This window comes from Herbaspirillum huttiense (assembly GCF_047300815.1).
Lineage (GTDB): Bacteria > Pseudomonadota > Gammaproteobacteria > Burkholderiales > Burkholderiaceae_D > Herbaspirillum > Herbaspirillum huttiense_A.
Window position 1 is genome coordinate 788204 of sequence record NZ_CP178608.1, and the last position, 14349, is coordinate 802552.

A 14349-nucleotide genomic window follows, 5' to 3' on the forward strand; every position below is an offset into this window, starting at 1 on the left:
AGAATGACGAAATGGCGCGCATTGCCCAACAGCAAGGAGACGCACTCCAGATGATGGCCCCCATCGCTGCCGATGACATCAGGACCGCCCTCGACGCTGGCCACCTTTGGCCTGCGCTGCAGCCCTTGGTACATCTGCGGACTGGCCGCATCGCCGGGTTCGAGATGCTGGCACGTTGGACCTGCCCGCAGCGCGGCGTGGTCTCTCCCATCGATTTCATCGAGGTGGCCGAACGCGGTGGCGTGCTCGATGCGCTGCTGCTCAAGCTGCTCGATACGGTGGCCGCCAGCCTGTGTCACTGGCCGCCCGAGCTGCGGCTGGCGATCAACCTGTCGCCCGGCCAGTTCCTCGACACCGGCCTGCTGGAGCGGCTGGCCGCCGTCATGCATGCCCATGGCCTGCCCATGTCGCGCCTGCAGCTGGAGATCACCGAAACGGTGCTGGTGCAGGACCACGAGCGCACGCTGCAGACCATCCTGGCCGCGCGCAAGGCCGGTGCCAGCCTGTCGCTGGACGATTTCGGCACCGGCTATTCCAGCCTGACGCGGCTGCAGTCTTATCCCTTCGACGAGATCAAGATCGACGCCAGCTTCGTGCGCACGATGGACCAGGATCCGGACAACTTTCGCATCGTGCTGGCGGTGGCCGGGCTGGGCCAGAGCCTGAAGATGCACGTGGTGGCCGAAGGTATCGAGACCGAACACCACGCCCACCTGTTGAAGCGCATGGGCTGCGAATTCGGGCAGGGCTTCCATCTCGGCCGTCCGGCCCCGCTGGCCGACGCCGCGCGCGCCATCGGTGAGCGCGGCGTCTGGCAGCGCCACAGTGCCGGTATCGATACATCGCCTTTCCAGCGCTGGCACCAGCTTGATTCGCTCTACCGCAGCGCGCCGGTGGGGCTGTGCTTCCTCGACCCGCTGCTGCGGGTGGTCAGCGCCAATGCGATGATGATCGACCTGCTCGGCGGCAATGCCGGCAGCGACCTGGAGGGCTGTCCCGTGATCGACCTGCTGGACCGCAGTGAACACCGCCCACTGTTGCAGATGGTGGCCGAGGTGGTCGATGGGGCAGCGCCCGCGCCCATGGAATTCTTCAACTCACGCACCGGGCGCACTTCGCTGCTGGCCTTCCAGCTGGTGCGCAGCGACCTGGGTGAAATGCTGGGCATCTCGGGCTCGGCCGTGGACATCACGGCGCGGGTCTGCGCCGAGCGCACCGTGCGCGACAGTGAAGAGCATTTCCATCGGGCCATCGACCTGAGCCCCAACATCCCCTGGGCCGCGGACGCGCAAGGCGTGATCGACTACATCGGGCCGACCTTCGAATGGCTGCCCGAACTGACCACCACGGAGCGCCACCAGCAGTGGCTGGCGCGCATGCCCGAGGAAGACCGTTTGCGGGTGCGCCAGGAATGGCTGGCCAACATCCCCACGGGGCGTCCCTTCAGTACCGAGTTCCGGGTGCTCTGGCCCGATGGACAGTGGCGCTGGATGCGCAGCCGCGCTTCGCCCCATGCCGATGCCGAGGGACGCATCGTGCGCTGGTACGGCGTCATCGTTGACATCAGCACCGAGCGCCGGCTGCATTACCGCATCAACGCCCTGGAAGAGCAGATCCACCGCCTGCGCGGGACCGACCAGGACTGACAGTACAGCGTGTGCCAGTGCGCGCCCGGCGGCCCGTGGGCGAGCGCGCGGCAAATCAGGGATAATGTCGGCTTGCTTCACGTTAGCCATGAAAAGGAGTCGCCAAGTGAGAATGTTGCATACGATGCTGCGCGTGGGAAATCTGGACCGTTCCATCGATTTCTATACCCAGGTGCTGGGCATGAAACTGCTGCGCAGGAATGACTACCCCGACGGCAAGTTCACGCTGGCCTTCGTCGGTTACGGCGAAGAACGCGATCACACCGTGCTTGAACTGACCCACAACTGGGATACCGAATCCTATGACCTAGGCACCGGCTACGGCCACATCGCCATCGAGGTCGACGATGCCTACGCTGCCTGTGAGGCGGTCAAGGCCAAGGGCGGCGCGGTCACCCGCGAAGCCGGTCCGATGAAGCACGGCAAGACCGTGATTGCCTTCGTCACCGATCCGGATGGCTACAAGATCGAGTTCATCCAGAAGAAGGAACAGTACAGCGCCGCCGATTGAGGCAAGCCGCTGTCAGCCTGCCAGCCCGCTCACGCGGGCTTTTTTCATGGTGCGGACCTGCTGCGGGATTTTCGCAGCGCAGGCCGTGTCCATGAGGATGCATCCACGCATCCACGTAACTCCGCATCAACAGAACAAGAACAGGAACGCCAATTGAGCCTCTACCAACTCTCCAAAAGCCACCTGCGCCGGCTGTGGGTCGAATACGGCATCCTCTGGAGCGGCGCCATCATCGTCGGCCTGGTCGCCGTGCTTTATGCACAGGCCATCGAGATCGGTTTCGGCTTCTTTCGCAGCATCGAACACAGGTCGCCCTGGCTGCCGCTGCTGCTGACGCCGTCTGTCTGTGCCGCCTGCGTGTGGCTCACGCGCCGCTACTTCCCGGGCTCCGAAGGCAGCGGCATCCCGCAGGCCATCGCCACCCTGCATGGGGATACCACTGAACGTAGCAGCGTTCTGCTGTCCATCCGCGTACTGGTTGGCAAGGTCGTGCTGTCGGTGGTGGCCATCGCCGGCGGCATGACCATCGGGCGCGAAGGACCGACGGTGCAGATCGGTGCGGCCATCATGGTCAACCTGCGCCGCCTGTATCCAGCCGGATACGAGCACATGGAGCGCCGCCTGATCCTGGCCGGTGCTGCCGCCGGCCTGGCGGCGGCCTTCAATACGCCGCTGGCGGGCATCGTCTTCGCCATCGAGGAACTCTCGCGCAGCTTCGAACAGCGCGCCAGCGGCGTGGTCATTACCACCATCATCTTCGCCGGCCTGGTGGCGCTGTCGATCAATGGCAACTACACCTACTTCGGCTCGATTGCCTTCCCTGGCGAAACCAGTGGCCGCCTGATCCTTGCCGTCATCGTGACGGCGGTGCTCATGGGCGTGGCCGGCGGGCTCTTCTGCTGGCTCATCTTGAATCCCGCGCGCTGGATTCCTGCTCCCGTGGTGACCCTTCGCGCTGAGCGTCCGGTGGTGTTTGCGGCGCTGTGCGGTTTCATCGTCGCGGTCATCGGCGTGGCGGCCGGCGGGGCCACCTTCGGTAGCGGCTACGAGCAGGCGCATGGCTTGCTCAATGACGGGCAGGGGCTGTCGGTGTTCTATCCCTTCCTCAAGTTCGCCTCCATGATCGGCTCCTACCTGCCGGGCCTGCCGGGTGGCATCTTCGCGCCCTCGCTGTCCATCGGCGCCGGCTTCGGCAACCTGCTGCACCTGCTCTTCGGTGGCACCTCGCTGCCGATGCTGGTGGCGCTGGCGATGGTGGGCTATCTGGCGGCGGTGACGCAATCACCGATTACCGCCTTCGTGATCGTGATGGAAATGGTCGACGGCCATGCGCTGGTGATCTCGCTGATGGCAACCGCCCTGATTGCCTCTGCGGTCTCCAAGGTATTCGCACCACCGCTCTACGAAACGCTGGCCGAACGTTATCTCAAGCACTGACGCTACACATCGTCGAAAGGCTGCGTCAATTTGACGCAGCCGCCGACACCCGCTCCCCGGGCGCTTGCGCGCCGCCTTCGTCATTCTGTCGTGCCGCGCGCGACAATATGTCGCACTCCCTCGTCGTTTTGCATGGCCATAATCGCCCGCTGCACCTGCCTGCACAGACAGGCAGACCGATAACGACAACCCCTGGGGATTTCCATGCAACTCACTCCTTGTGCCTGCGCTATCGCGCTGGCCTTCAGCGCTTGTGGCCACGCTCTGGCCCAGACCACTTCTGAAGCGGCCGATGCGCCCTTGCCGACCGTCACCGTACGCGGTGACAAGCCTGCCGCAACGGTGCCGCTCAACGCCGACAGCGCTGCGCTGCTGGCCGATCAACCTGGTTACGCCAGCGCTGCAGCGGGCGGTGTTTCGGCGCTGCCGGTGCTCAATGGCTTCGCTGCCGACCGCCTCAAGATCCGCCTGGATGGCATGGAGGTGACTGCCGCCTGTGGCAACCAGATGAACGCACCCATGTCCTACATGCCGCCCGCGCAGGTCGGGGTCACGCGCGTGATGGCCGGCATCACGCCGGTCAGCGTCGGTGGCGACAGCATCGGCGGCACCATCGAACTGGCTTCGCCGGCACCGCAGTTCGCAGCACAGCCCGGGGAGCTGTTGACCAAGGGCGGCTTCTCGGTGGCCGCACGCAGCGTCAATTCGGAAGTGTCGGCGTCGGTGGAGGGGACAGTGGCCAGTGACAGTCTCTCGGTGCATTACGTGGCCAGCCAGTCGCGGGCCGAGAGCTACCTCAACGGCCGTGGCGACAAGGTGCTGGGCAGCCAGTTCGAGAGCAACAACCACGCGGTGACGGTGGCCGCGCGCGGCGAAGGACAGCAACTGGTGTTCAAGGCCGGACAGCAATACATCCCTTACCAGGGCTTCCCCAATCAGTACATGGACATGACCGGCAACCGCTCCACCTTTGCCAACCTGGGCTATGAGCGTCGCTTCGACTGGGGCAAGCTGCTGGGCCGCGTGTACTGGCAACGGACCGAGCATGAGATGGGATTCTTCAGCGCAGAACGCACCGGCACCATGCCCATGCAGACGCAGGGCCGTGATCTCGGCTACACGCTGCGCGCCGAGTTCGATCTCGCGCCCGAGGGCCGCAGCGTACTGCGCGTGGGCAACGAATACCACAGCTTCCATCTGGATGACGACTGGCCGGCCGTACCGGGCTCGATGATGATGGGCCCCCGGACCTATGTGAACATCAACGACGGCAAGCGCGATCGTTACGCCCTCTTCGCCGAGTGGGAAGGCAAGTTGAATGAACGTTGGAGCACGATCGTGGGTGTGCGCGACGAGCTGGTCAAGACCGATGCCGGCAACGTGCAATCCTATGGCACCAACATGATGAACATGGCTGACCTGACGGCGGCCAATGCCTTCAATGCCCGCGGCCATGCGAAGACCGACAACAACATCGACCTCACTGCACTGGCGCGCTTCACGCCCGACGCCGGTCAGACCTGGGAAGTCGGCTATGCCCGCAAAACGCGTTCGCCCAATCTCTACGAGCGCTACACCTGGGGCCGCGGCACCATGGCCATGACCATGACCAACTGGTTCGGCGATGGCAACGGCTACGTGGGCAACATCGATCTCAAGCCGGAAGTGGCGCATACGCTCTCGGCCACCGCTGACTGGCATGCGGCCGACAAGGACGGCAACGGACCGCGCTGGTTCTTCAAGCTGACGCCGTATTTCAGCTACGTCGAGAACTACATCGATGCCGACGTCATCGGCCGCTTCAATCCCTACAGCGTCAGCACCGCCTCGGGTGCGCTGCTGCAATTCGCCAATCACGATGCCCGTCTGTATGGCATCAACGCCTCGTGGAAGTGGCCGCTGTTGCGCACTGCCGGACTGGGGGACATCGCCTTCACCGGCAAGGCCGGCCTCACGCGCGGCAAGCGCGTCGATGGCGGCAACCTGTATCACATGATGCCCTTCAACGTGCTGGCCGCATTGGAGCAGCAGCAGGGCGCGTGGACCAATCGTGCGGAAGTGAACTATGTCGCACGCAAGACACTGGTGGACAGCAATCGCCTGGAGCCGGTCACTGCCAGCTATACCGTCTTCAACCTGCGCAGCAGCTATCAATTCAACCAGGCCATCAGCGTCAGCGCAGGCATCAGCAACCTGTTCAATCGCAACTACGCGGATGCGCTGGGCGGGGTCTACCTGTCGGGATTGGCCAAAACCAGAAGCGGCAGCCTGCAAGCCTTGCCGGGCTACGGGCGCTCGCTGGACGTGGGCGTGAACGTACGCTTTTGATTGAGCAAGGGCGGGACCCGGCCGATCAGAAGATCGGCATGGTCTCGGCTGCGCTGTCGCGCAAGGCCTTCTTGGCCGATTCAAATTCGGGGAAGATCGATTGCACCGTGGCCCAGAAGCGCGGGCTGTGGTTCATCTCGCGCAGGTGCGCCAGTTCATGCGCGATCACGTAATCGATCAGTGGCAGCGCGAAATGCATCAGCCGCCAGTTCAGGCGGATGTGCGCATCCGACGTGCAGGAGCCCCATTGCGTGGTGGCCGAGGACAGTGCGTAGGAGCGGTATTGCACGCCCAGCTTCTCGGCATAGATCATGAGCCGCTTGCCGAACAGTTCTTCGGCGCGCGCCTGTAGCCAGCCCTGGACGCGATCCTTCAATTGCTGCTCGCCGGCGTCGGCCGGCAGGCTGATGTTGAGTTCGCGCGTGAGCTCGTCGAGGAACACCGCCTGGCGCTGGCCGGTGCGGATGCGCAGCGTGATATCGGCCCCCAGGTAGGGCAGGGTGGCGCCATCGCGCCATTGCATCTGCGGTTGCAGGCGGCGCGCCGAACGCTCGCGGCGCTCGTTGAGCTTGGAGAGGATCCAGCGCTGTTTCTCGCGGATGGCGTTGTCGATCTCGGCTAAGGTGACCCACTTGGGCGCGGTCACACGCAGCCCTTCATCACTGACCAGGAAACCGATGGTGCGGCGCTTGGAACGCAGCAGCGCGAAATCGATGGTGTGCTCGCCCAGCTGGATGCGGCGCTTGCCATCGGCCGGACGGGCCGTGGTCGGCGGGGCCAGCAGCGGGCTGGGAGGTGAGGGCGGCTCGGGAATGAGGGGTGTCGGCAGCGGTGCCGCGTGGACGACCGGATGCGGTGTCACGATGAGCGGCGGCTGCACCGTAGGTGACGGCAACGCCGGACCCGGATCGACGGGCGCCGCTGCCGGGGCAGCGGCGGGCGCGCCAAACAAATCCAGTTGCAGCGAGAGCTGGTCGGGATTGGGTTTGGGTTTGCGGAGCAGTATCAAGGCAGTCGCGGCGTCCTGTGTTGCTGTTGGCTAAGGAGTTGGCCGCGCGGCATTACTGCGATGCAGTCGAGGCGGCCGGCCGGGGCGCGCTGTTTTTGTAGACGTCCGGCGAAATCACGCGCATCTCGGATTCTATCCAATTTTCGACGCGCTCGTTCAATTCCTGGGGATTCAGGCCTTCCGGCGAAATCGGCTTGCCGATCGAGACCGTGATGACGCCCGGCTTCTTGACGAAGCTGCCCTTGGGCCAGCACTCGCCCGAGTTCACCGCCACCGGCACCACCAGCGTATTGGTTTCCACGGCCAGGCGCGAACCACCGGCCTTGTACTTGCCCTGCGAGCCCACGGCAGTGCGCGTGCCTTCCGGGAACATCATGATCCATTGGCCATCGCGCAGACGGCGGCGGCCATGTTCCAGCACTTGCGCAAAGGCGTCGCGGCCTTTCTTGCGATCGATCGGGATCATGCGCAAGAGCCCGATGCCCCAGCCGAAGAAGGGGATGTAGGTCAGTTCCTTCTTGAACACGAACACCAGCGGACGCGGCATGTTGATGACGTAGAAGATGGTTTCCCAGGCCGACTGGTGCTTGGAGAGCAGGATCACCGGGGCATCGGGCAGGTTCTCGGTGCCGCGCATTTCGTAGCGGATGCCGCAGATGACGCGCGCGGTCCAGATCACGAAGACGTTCCAGCGTGAAGTCCACCAGTAGCGCTGGGCGTAGGGGAAGGGGGCCGACAGCAGGCAGGCGAAGGACCAGATGATGGTGGCCACGGCCATCAAGACCATGAAGATCACCGAACGCAGAATCAGGACAAGGCGCAAAATCGTTTCTCCCATGCCGAAGCATGTTGTTGTAATGAATGGGGTTGGCTGCGCGTTCGCAGTGACGGCACTATACCGAGACTCCGACCGGCGACTTCAGAATGAAATCAACCACTGCCGATAAATCCGGGAACACCAGCGTACCCGGCGGCAAGCCGCCCTTGGCCTGGGTCTTCTCGCCCTTGCCGGTCAGCACCAGGTAGGGCGCACAGCCGGCCACATATCCGGCCTGCAGGTCGCGCAGCGAATCGCCCACCGTCGCCACACCACCGCGCAGGCTGATGTTGAAGCGCTTGGCGATCTCGTGGAACATGCCCGGCTTGGGTTTGCGGCAATCGCAATTGTCATCGGCCGAGTGCGGGCAGAAGAACACCGCATCGATATCAGCACCGGCCTGCTGGGCCGCATTGTGCATCTTCTGGTGAATGGCGTTGAGGGTCTTGATGTCGAACAAGCCGCGCGCCACGCCAGACTGGTTGGTGGCCACCACCACGCGATAGCCGGCCTGGTTCAGGCGCGCGATCGCTTCCAGCGAACCCTTGATGGGGATCCACTCGTCGGGCGACTTGATGAAGGCATCGGAATCCTGGTTGATGACGCCATCGCGGTCGAGAATGATCAGTTTCATTCCTGCTTTCCTTCATGAATACCGCCGCGCCAGGACAAGCCCGTGCGCGGCGGATCGGTGTTGCGTGTACGACAGCCGGTAGCGTGATGGATTACGCCGCCAGCTTGGAAATGTCGGCCACCTGGTTGAGCATGCCATGCAGCGAGGCCAGCAGTGCCTGGCGATTTTTGCGCAGCTGTTCGTCCTCGGCATTGACCATCACGTCGTTGAAGAAGGCATCGACGTTCTCGCGCAGTTGCGCCAGGGCCTTGAGCGCACCGGCGAAGTCACCCGCGGCGTAGGCTGCCTGCACCTGCGGACGCGTGGTCTGCATGGCGGCGAACAGGCCTTGCTCGGCGGCTTCCTGGAGCAGGTTTTCCTGCACGGCACCGTGGGCGTCAATGGCCACGCCCTCGATCTTCTTCAAGATGTTGGTGATGCGCTTGTTGGCAGCGGCCAGGGCTTCGGCTTCCGGCAAGGCGGCGAAGGCTTGCACGGCTTGCAGGCGTTCCACCACGTTGTCCAGCACGTCAGGCTGCTGGGCCACCACGGCTTCCACTTCGTTTTGTGCAAAGCCGCGCTCGCGCAGCAGGCCGCGCAGGCGGTCGTAGATGAAGGCCTGCACGTCGGCGCGCGGATCCTTGAAGTTGGCGTTGCCAGCGAACAGTCCCGCTGCTGCATCCAGCAAGGCGCTCAGCGACAGCGGCAGGCGCTTTTCGACCAGCATGCGCAGCACGCCCAGGGCATGGCGGCGCAGGGCGAACGGATCCTTGTCGCCGGTGGGCTGCAGGCCGATGCCCCAGATGCCGACCAGGGTTTCCAGCTTGTCGGCCAGGGCCACGGCGGTACCGGTGGCGGTGGCAGGCAAGGCGTCGCCGGCAAAGCGCGGCTGGTAGTGTTCGGAAGCGGCCAGTGCCACTTCATCGGACTCGCCGTCATGACGCGCGTAGTACGTGCCCATGATGCCTTGCAGCTCCGGGAACTCGCCGACCATGTCGGTGAGCAGGTCGGCCTTGGCCAGCAGTGCGCCGCGCTCGGCTTGCTTGACGTCGCCGCCCAGCAGGCTGGCGATCTTGCCGGCCAGTGTCTGCACGCGCTCGGTGCGCTGCAGCTGGTTGCCCAGCTTGTTGTGGTAGACCACGTTGGCCAGTTGCGGCACGCGATCAGCCAGGGATTTTTTCTTGTCCTGCTCGAAGAAGAACTTGGCATCCGACAGGCGCGGGCGCACCACGCGCTCGTTACCGCCGATGATGTGCTCCGGGCGATCGGTCTCCAGGTTGGAGACGATCAGGAAGCGCGAACGCAGACGGCCATCGGCGTCGGTCAGCGCAAAATATTTCTGGTTGGTCTGCATGGTCAGGATCAGGCATTCCTGCGGCACGGCCAGGAATTCATCCTCGAACTTGCATTCGTAGACCACCGGCCATTCCACCAGCGCGGTGACTTCGTCCAGCAGCGAATCCGGCATCAGCACCTGGTCGCCACCGGCCTTGGCCAGCAGTGCGGTGCGGATTTTTTCGCGGCGCTCGGTGAAGCTGGCGATGACCTTGCCTTGCTTGGCCAGTGCCTCGACATAGGCATCGGGCGAGGCGATCTGCAGCGCGCCCGAAGACAGGAAACGATGGCCCAGCGTGGTGCGGCCGGCATCCAGGCCCAGCGTATTGATGGGTACCACGTCGTTGCCCAGCAGCGCCACCAGGTAGTGGGCCGGGCGCACGAAGTGCACAGTCTCACCGGCCGCGCGGCCGAACTGGCGCTGGTAGCTCATGACCTTGGGGATGGGCAGCTTGGAGAGGCTCTCGTCGAGCGCAGCCTGCAGGCCCACGGCCAGGGCCGAGCCCTTGGCGGTGTAGGTGTAGAAGAAGCTCTCGGCCTTGCCATCCTGGGCGCGTTCCAGCTGGTCCGGGGTGATGACGGTGGCACCGGTGGAGGCGGCCAGTGCGGCCAGCTTCTTCACCAGCGGGGCCGACGGGCGGCCTTCGGCGTCCAGTGCGACGGTCACCGGCAGCACTTTTTCGCGGATCGATTTGTCCGGCGAGGCCGCGCGCACTTGCGTGATGGAGACGGCCAGGCGGCGCGGGGTCGCGTAGGCGGTGGCGGCAGCGCCGGCATCGAGATAGCCGCGGCTTTGCAGGCCATTGAAGATGCCGTTGGCGAAGGCGTCGCCCAGCTTGGCCAGCGCCTTCGGCGGGAGTTCTTCGGTGACGAGTTCTACGAGGAGTGTCTGGTTCATGTTGTCTGTCTTGCTGTCTTGCTCGGGACACCGGTCAAGTCAACCGGTGCCGCATGATGTCGTGTTGCTGCGTCTCAGGCGGCCGCTTGTGCCGGTGCCTGGCCCAGCATGGGGAAGCCCAGGCGCTCGCGCGATTCGAAGTAAGCCTGTGCCACCGCCCGCGAAAGATTGCGGATGCGGCCGATGTAGGCGGCGCGCTCGGTGACCGAAATGGCGCCACGGGCATCGAGCATGTTGAAGGTGTGGGCGGCCTTGAGCACCTGTTCATAAGCCGGCAGGGCCAGCGGCACTTCCATGAGGCGCTTGGCTTCGGCTTCGTAGTTGGAAAACAGCGAGAACAGGAAGTCGGTGTTCGAGTACTCGAAGTTGAAGGTGGATTGTTCCACTTCATTCTGGTGGAACACGTCGCCATAGGTCAGGTGTTTCTTGACGCCGTTCTCGGTCCACTCGGTCCAGACCAGGTCATAGACGTTTTCCACGCCCTGCAGGTACATCGCCAGGCGCTCGATGCCGTAGGTGATCTCACCCAGCACCGGCTTGCAGTCGAGGCCGCCGACCTGCTGGAAGTAGGTGAATTGCGTCACTTCCATGCCATTGAGCCAGACCTCCCAGCCCAGGCCCCAGGCGCCCAGGGTGGGGTTTTCCCAGTCATCCTCGACGAAACGTACGTCGTTTTGCTTCAGGTCCAGTCCCAGCGCCTCCAGCGAGCCCAGGTACAGGTCCAGGATGTTTTCCGGTGCCGGCTTCAGGACCACCTGGTACTGGTAGTAGTGCTGCATGCGGTTGGGGTTTTCGCCATAGCGGCCATCCTTGGGACGGCGCGAAGGCTGGACATAGGCAGCGCGCCACGGTTCCGGGCCGATCGCGCGCAGGAAGGTTGCCGTGTGCGAGGTGCCCGCGCCGACTTCCATGTCGTAGGGTTGCAGCAGTGCGCAGCCCTGGGCGTCCCAATATTCTTGCAACTTGAGGATGATTTGTTGAAATGTCAGCATCGTGTGTGGTGGCCTGGCGAACCGGCGGAGGAATTGCGAAAACCTTGAATTTTAGCGCCTTTTGGGGCGTTTGACCCGGTTTTGCCAGGGCGCGGCACTGCCGGCCCCTGGCATTTGAGATCAGTGGCGAATGCGCGCGGCCTTGTTGCGGCCCCAGGCCAGCAGCAGCATCAGCAGCGCCAGCCCGACGATGAGCTTGTTGCCCAGCAGAATGTAGGGGGTCTGGCCGCCATAGCCCTGTACCTGGCCGGAGAGCACGCCGCGCGTATAGGGCGGCAGTTCGCTGACCGCGCCGCCCGGCAGGATCACCGCCGTGGCCCCGGTGTTGGTGGCGCGCAGCATCGGGCGGCCGGTTTCCAGCGTGCGCATCTGCGAGATTTGCAGGTGCTGGGGCAAGGCGATCGAGTTGCCGAACCAGGCGATGTTGGACAGGTTCAGCAGCAGGCTGGCCTGAGGCTGGCCGGCACGGTAGGCATCGCGCAACTGGCCGGCGATTTCTTCGCCAAACAAATCCTCGTAGCAGATGTTGGGCAGCACCCACTGGTCCTTCACGCCGAAGGGCGACTGCACCGGCGCGCCGCGCGTCATGTCGCCCAGCGGGATGTGCATCAGGTCGACGAACCAGCGGAAGCCCGGCGGGATGAATTCACCGAAGGGCACCAGATGGTGCTTGTCGTAGCGGTAGGGCATCAAGGCCGATCCCAGTCCCGGGCCGAAGCCCAGCACCGAATTGGCATACAGCTGCGGACCATCGGAGAGCGGAATGCCTAGCGCCAGATGGCTGCCGCTCTTTTGCGCGAAGCGCGCGATGCGTTCCAGATAATCCGGCGGCAATTGCTGCGGCAGCAGCGGGATGGCCGTTTCCGGGGTGGCGATCAGGTCGGCCGGGGCGGCGCTGATCATCTGCTCGTACATGCCCAGGGTGGAGACCAGGGCATCGTTGGAGAATTTCATTTCCTGCGGGATGTTCCCCTGCAGCAGGCGCACCGTGATTGGCTGGCCTTGTGGCGTGGTCCAGTGCGCCAGCCGCAAGGCCACGCCGCCCGCGCACAGCAGGGCCGCGGCACACAGCGGCAGCACGATGCGCTGCCCGGTGCCGGCCACGCCCTTGCGCGCGAGGCCCATCCACAGCAGCGCCAGGCTGCCAGCGATGAGCGCTGCGACCCAGCCGACGAAATAGACGCCGCCCACCGGTGCGAATCCGGCCAGCGGGCCGGCCGTATGCGCATAGCCCGAGATCAGCCAGGGGAATCCCGTGAAGACCCAGCCGCGCGCCCACTCCGACAGCGCCCACAGCGCCGGCAGCATGAACAGCGCCAGCACCAGCGGCGAGGACGACCAGCGATGGCGCAGCCAGCCTGCCAGCGCGGTAGCCGCACCCGCATACAAGCCCAGATAGAGCGCCAGCAAGCCCACGGCCAGTGCCGCCATCCAGCCCGGCATGCCACCGTAGTCATGCATGCTGATGTAAAGCCAGTGCACGCCCGCCGCCGCCCAGCCGAAACCGTACAGCCAGCCGTGCAGGAAGTGGCGGCCAGTGGAGGCTTGCGCCAGCACGCCATGGAACAGCCAGGCCAGGGCCAGGATCTGCAAGGGCCACAGTTTGAAGGGCGCAAAGGCGAAGACGTTGACCGCGCCCGCTGCGACCGGCAGCAGCAGGGCCAGCGCCGTGCCGAGGCGACCGCGCGCAGCGGTCGCGCCGCGCGGCAGCGGCAGGTCTTGGGAGGAGGGGGAAGTCACGGTTGCAACGGCAGGCAGATCAGGCGATTCACTCGTCGTCCAGCGGTGCCGGCGGCAGCTTGGACACCAGCAGCACGTGGACCTGGCGCGCATCGGCGCGCAGCACTTCGAAGTGCAGGCCATCGATGTCGAATTCGTCGCCCTTGCGCGGCACGCGGCCCACGTGATTGGCGACCAGTCCGCCGATGGTGTCGGCGTCTTCGTCGGAGAAGCGGCTGCCCACTTCCGCGTTGAACTGCTCGATCTCGGTGAGGGCCTTGACGCGCCAGCGCGCGCCGTGCGGGCCATCCTTCAAGGCCAGCACATTGTCTTCGGCTTCATCGAAATCGTATTCGTCCTCGATGTCGCCGACGATCTGCTCCAGCACATCTTCGATGGTGATCAGGCCAGCCACGCCGCCGTATTCGTCCACCACCACGGCCATGTGGTTGCGGTTGGCGCGGAAGTCGCGCAGCAGCACGTTCAGGCGCTTGGATTCGGGAATGAAGATGGCCGGGCGCAGCATGTCGCGCACGTCGAAGGATTCCTCGGCGTAGTAACGCAGCAGGTCCTTGGCCAGCAGGATGCCGATCACCTTGTCGCGCTCGCCATCCACGGCGGGGAAGCGCGAGTGGGACGTGGCCAGCACTTCGGGCATCCAGGTTTCGATCGGCTTGGAAATGTCGATGGTGTCCATCTGCGAGCGCGGCACCATGATGTCGCGCACGGCCAGGTCGGAGACCTGGAACACGCCTTCGATCATCGACAGCGCATCGGCGTCGATGAGATTGCGTTCGTGCGCATCGTGCAGCACTTCGAGCAGTTCTGCCCGGTTCTCGGGCTCGGGGGAAATCAGTGCGGTGAGTCGTTCAAACAGGGAACGATGGGGTTTAGCGTCAGACTTGACGCTACTAGGGTGATCTTGCATGGCGTTAGGCGCGAGCCCGACGTAGTTTCGAAGAGCCATAGGATACAACAATTATGTGACAAGTCCACTAAAGGCCCGGCCACAGCGGGCCGCCGTCCCGCTTGCTCCCTGGAAAT

At 64.4% G+C, this 14349-nt stretch carries 11 protein-coding genes; 4 read left to right on the forward strand and 7 right to left on the reverse strand.

Annotated elements, in window-relative coordinates:
* The first annotated feature begins 50 nt into the window (after nt 1-50).
* The 4 genes from ACLRDN_RS03710 to ACLRDN_RS03725 all read left to right on the forward strand — a co-directional run bounded on the left by ACLRDN_RS03710 (nt 51) and on the right by ACLRDN_RS03725 (nt 5922).
* Entirely contained in the window at nt 51-1646 is a 1596-nt protein-coding gene (locus ACLRDN_RS03710) for an EAL domain-containing protein (RefSeq protein WP_413459016.1), read from the forward strand.
* Between the two features lie 106 nt (nt 1647-1752).
* Nucleotides 1753-2157, forward strand: a complete 405-nt coding sequence (gloA, locus tag ACLRDN_RS03715) for a lactoylglutathione lyase (RefSeq protein ID WP_039790136.1) — start codon at nt 1753-1755, stop codon at nt 2155-2157.
* Between the two features lie 153 nt (nt 2158-2310).
* A complete protein-coding gene (locus ACLRDN_RS03720; RefSeq protein ID WP_413459017.1) occupies nt 2311-3594 on the forward strand; it encodes a chloride channel protein in 1284 nt (427 codons plus the stop codon).
* A gap of 204 nt (nt 3595-3798) precedes the next feature.
* Complete coding sequence (locus ACLRDN_RS03725; RefSeq protein WP_413459018.1) at nt 3799-5922, forward strand: TonB-dependent receptor; 2124 nt, start codon at nt 3799-3801, stop codon at nt 5920-5922.
* A 25-nt stretch (nt 5923-5947) separates the two neighbouring features.
* On the opposite strand, the gene ACLRDN_RS03730 is transcribed toward ACLRDN_RS03725, so the two are convergent.
* The 7 genes from ACLRDN_RS03730 to ACLRDN_RS03760 all read right to left on the reverse strand — a co-directional run bounded on the left by ACLRDN_RS03730 (nt 5948) and on the right by ACLRDN_RS03760 (nt 14233).
* Nucleotides 5948-6931, reverse strand: a complete 984-nt coding sequence (locus ACLRDN_RS03730) for a M48 family metallopeptidase (RefSeq protein WP_413459019.1) — start codon at nt 6929-6931, stop codon at nt 5948-5950.
* 52 nt (nt 6932-6983) lie between these two features.
* On the reverse strand, nt 6984-7769 hold the full coding sequence (locus tag ACLRDN_RS03735; protein ID WP_134221403.1) for a lysophospholipid acyltransferase family protein: 786 nt from the start codon (nt 7767-7769) through the stop codon (nt 6984-6986).
* Between the two features lie 55 nt (nt 7770-7824).
* Nucleotides 7825-8382 carry a D-glycero-beta-D-manno-heptose 1,7-bisphosphate 7-phosphatase gene (gene gmhB / locus ACLRDN_RS03740; RefSeq protein ID WP_017451462.1) on the reverse strand — a complete coding sequence of 186 codons (558 nt, stop codon included), beginning with the start codon at nt 8380-8382 and terminating at the stop codon, nt 7825-7827.
* 91 nt (nt 8383-8473) lie between these two features.
* Entirely contained in the window at nt 8474-10594 is a 2121-nt protein-coding gene (gene glyS, locus ACLRDN_RS03745) for a glycine--tRNA ligase subunit beta (RefSeq protein ID WP_413459020.1), read from the reverse strand.
* A gap of 74 nt (nt 10595-10668) precedes the next feature.
* On the reverse strand, nt 10669-11586 hold the full coding sequence (glyQ, locus tag ACLRDN_RS03750; protein WP_413459021.1) for a glycine--tRNA ligase subunit alpha: 918 nt from the start codon (nt 11584-11586) through the stop codon (nt 10669-10671).
* 120 nt (nt 11587-11706) lie between these two features.
* Nucleotides 11707-13326: an apolipoprotein N-acyltransferase gene (gene lnt, locus ACLRDN_RS03755; RefSeq protein ID WP_413459022.1), complete on the reverse strand. Its 1620-nt coding sequence runs from the start codon at nt 13324-13326 to the stop codon at nt 11707-11709.
* Nucleotides 13327-13354: 28 nt separating this feature from the next.
* Nucleotides 13355-14233 (reverse strand): HlyC/CorC family transporter, encoded by an 879-nt coding sequence (locus ACLRDN_RS03760; protein WP_034332131.1) that lies wholly within the window; start codon nt 14231-14233, stop codon nt 13355-13357.
* Between the last annotated feature and the right edge of the window lie 116 nt (nt 14234-14349).

What these genes read in the sequence shown, in the direction of transcription:
- ACLRDN_RS03710 (WP_413459016.1), top strand. Translation starts at nt 51, where the DNA reads ATGATGGCCCCCATCGCTGCCGATGACATCAGGACCGCCCTCGACGCT.
- ACLRDN_RS03725 (WP_413459018.1), top strand. Translation starts at nt 3,799, where the DNA reads ATGCAACTCACTCCTTGTGCCTGCGCTATCGCGCTGGCCTTCAGCGCT.
- ACLRDN_RS03735 (WP_134221403.1), bottom strand. Translation starts at nt 7,769, where the DNA reads ATGGGAGAAACGATTTTGCGCCTTGTCCTGATTCTGCGTTCGGTGATC.
- gmhB (WP_017451462.1), bottom strand. Translation starts at nt 8,382, where the DNA reads ATGAAACTGATCATTCTCGACCGCGATGGCGTCATCAACCAGGATTCC.
- glyS (WP_413459020.1), bottom strand. Translation starts at nt 10,594, where the DNA reads ATGAACCAGACACTCCTCGTAGAACTCGTCACCGAAGAACTCCCGCCG.
- glyQ (WP_413459021.1), bottom strand. Translation starts at nt 11,586, where the DNA reads ATGCTGACATTTCAACAAATCATCCTCAAGTTGCAAGAATATTGGGAC.
- ACLRDN_RS03760 (WP_034332131.1), bottom strand. Translation starts at nt 14,233, where the DNA reads ATGCAAGATCACCCTAGTAGCGTCAAGTCTGACGCTAAACCCCATCGT.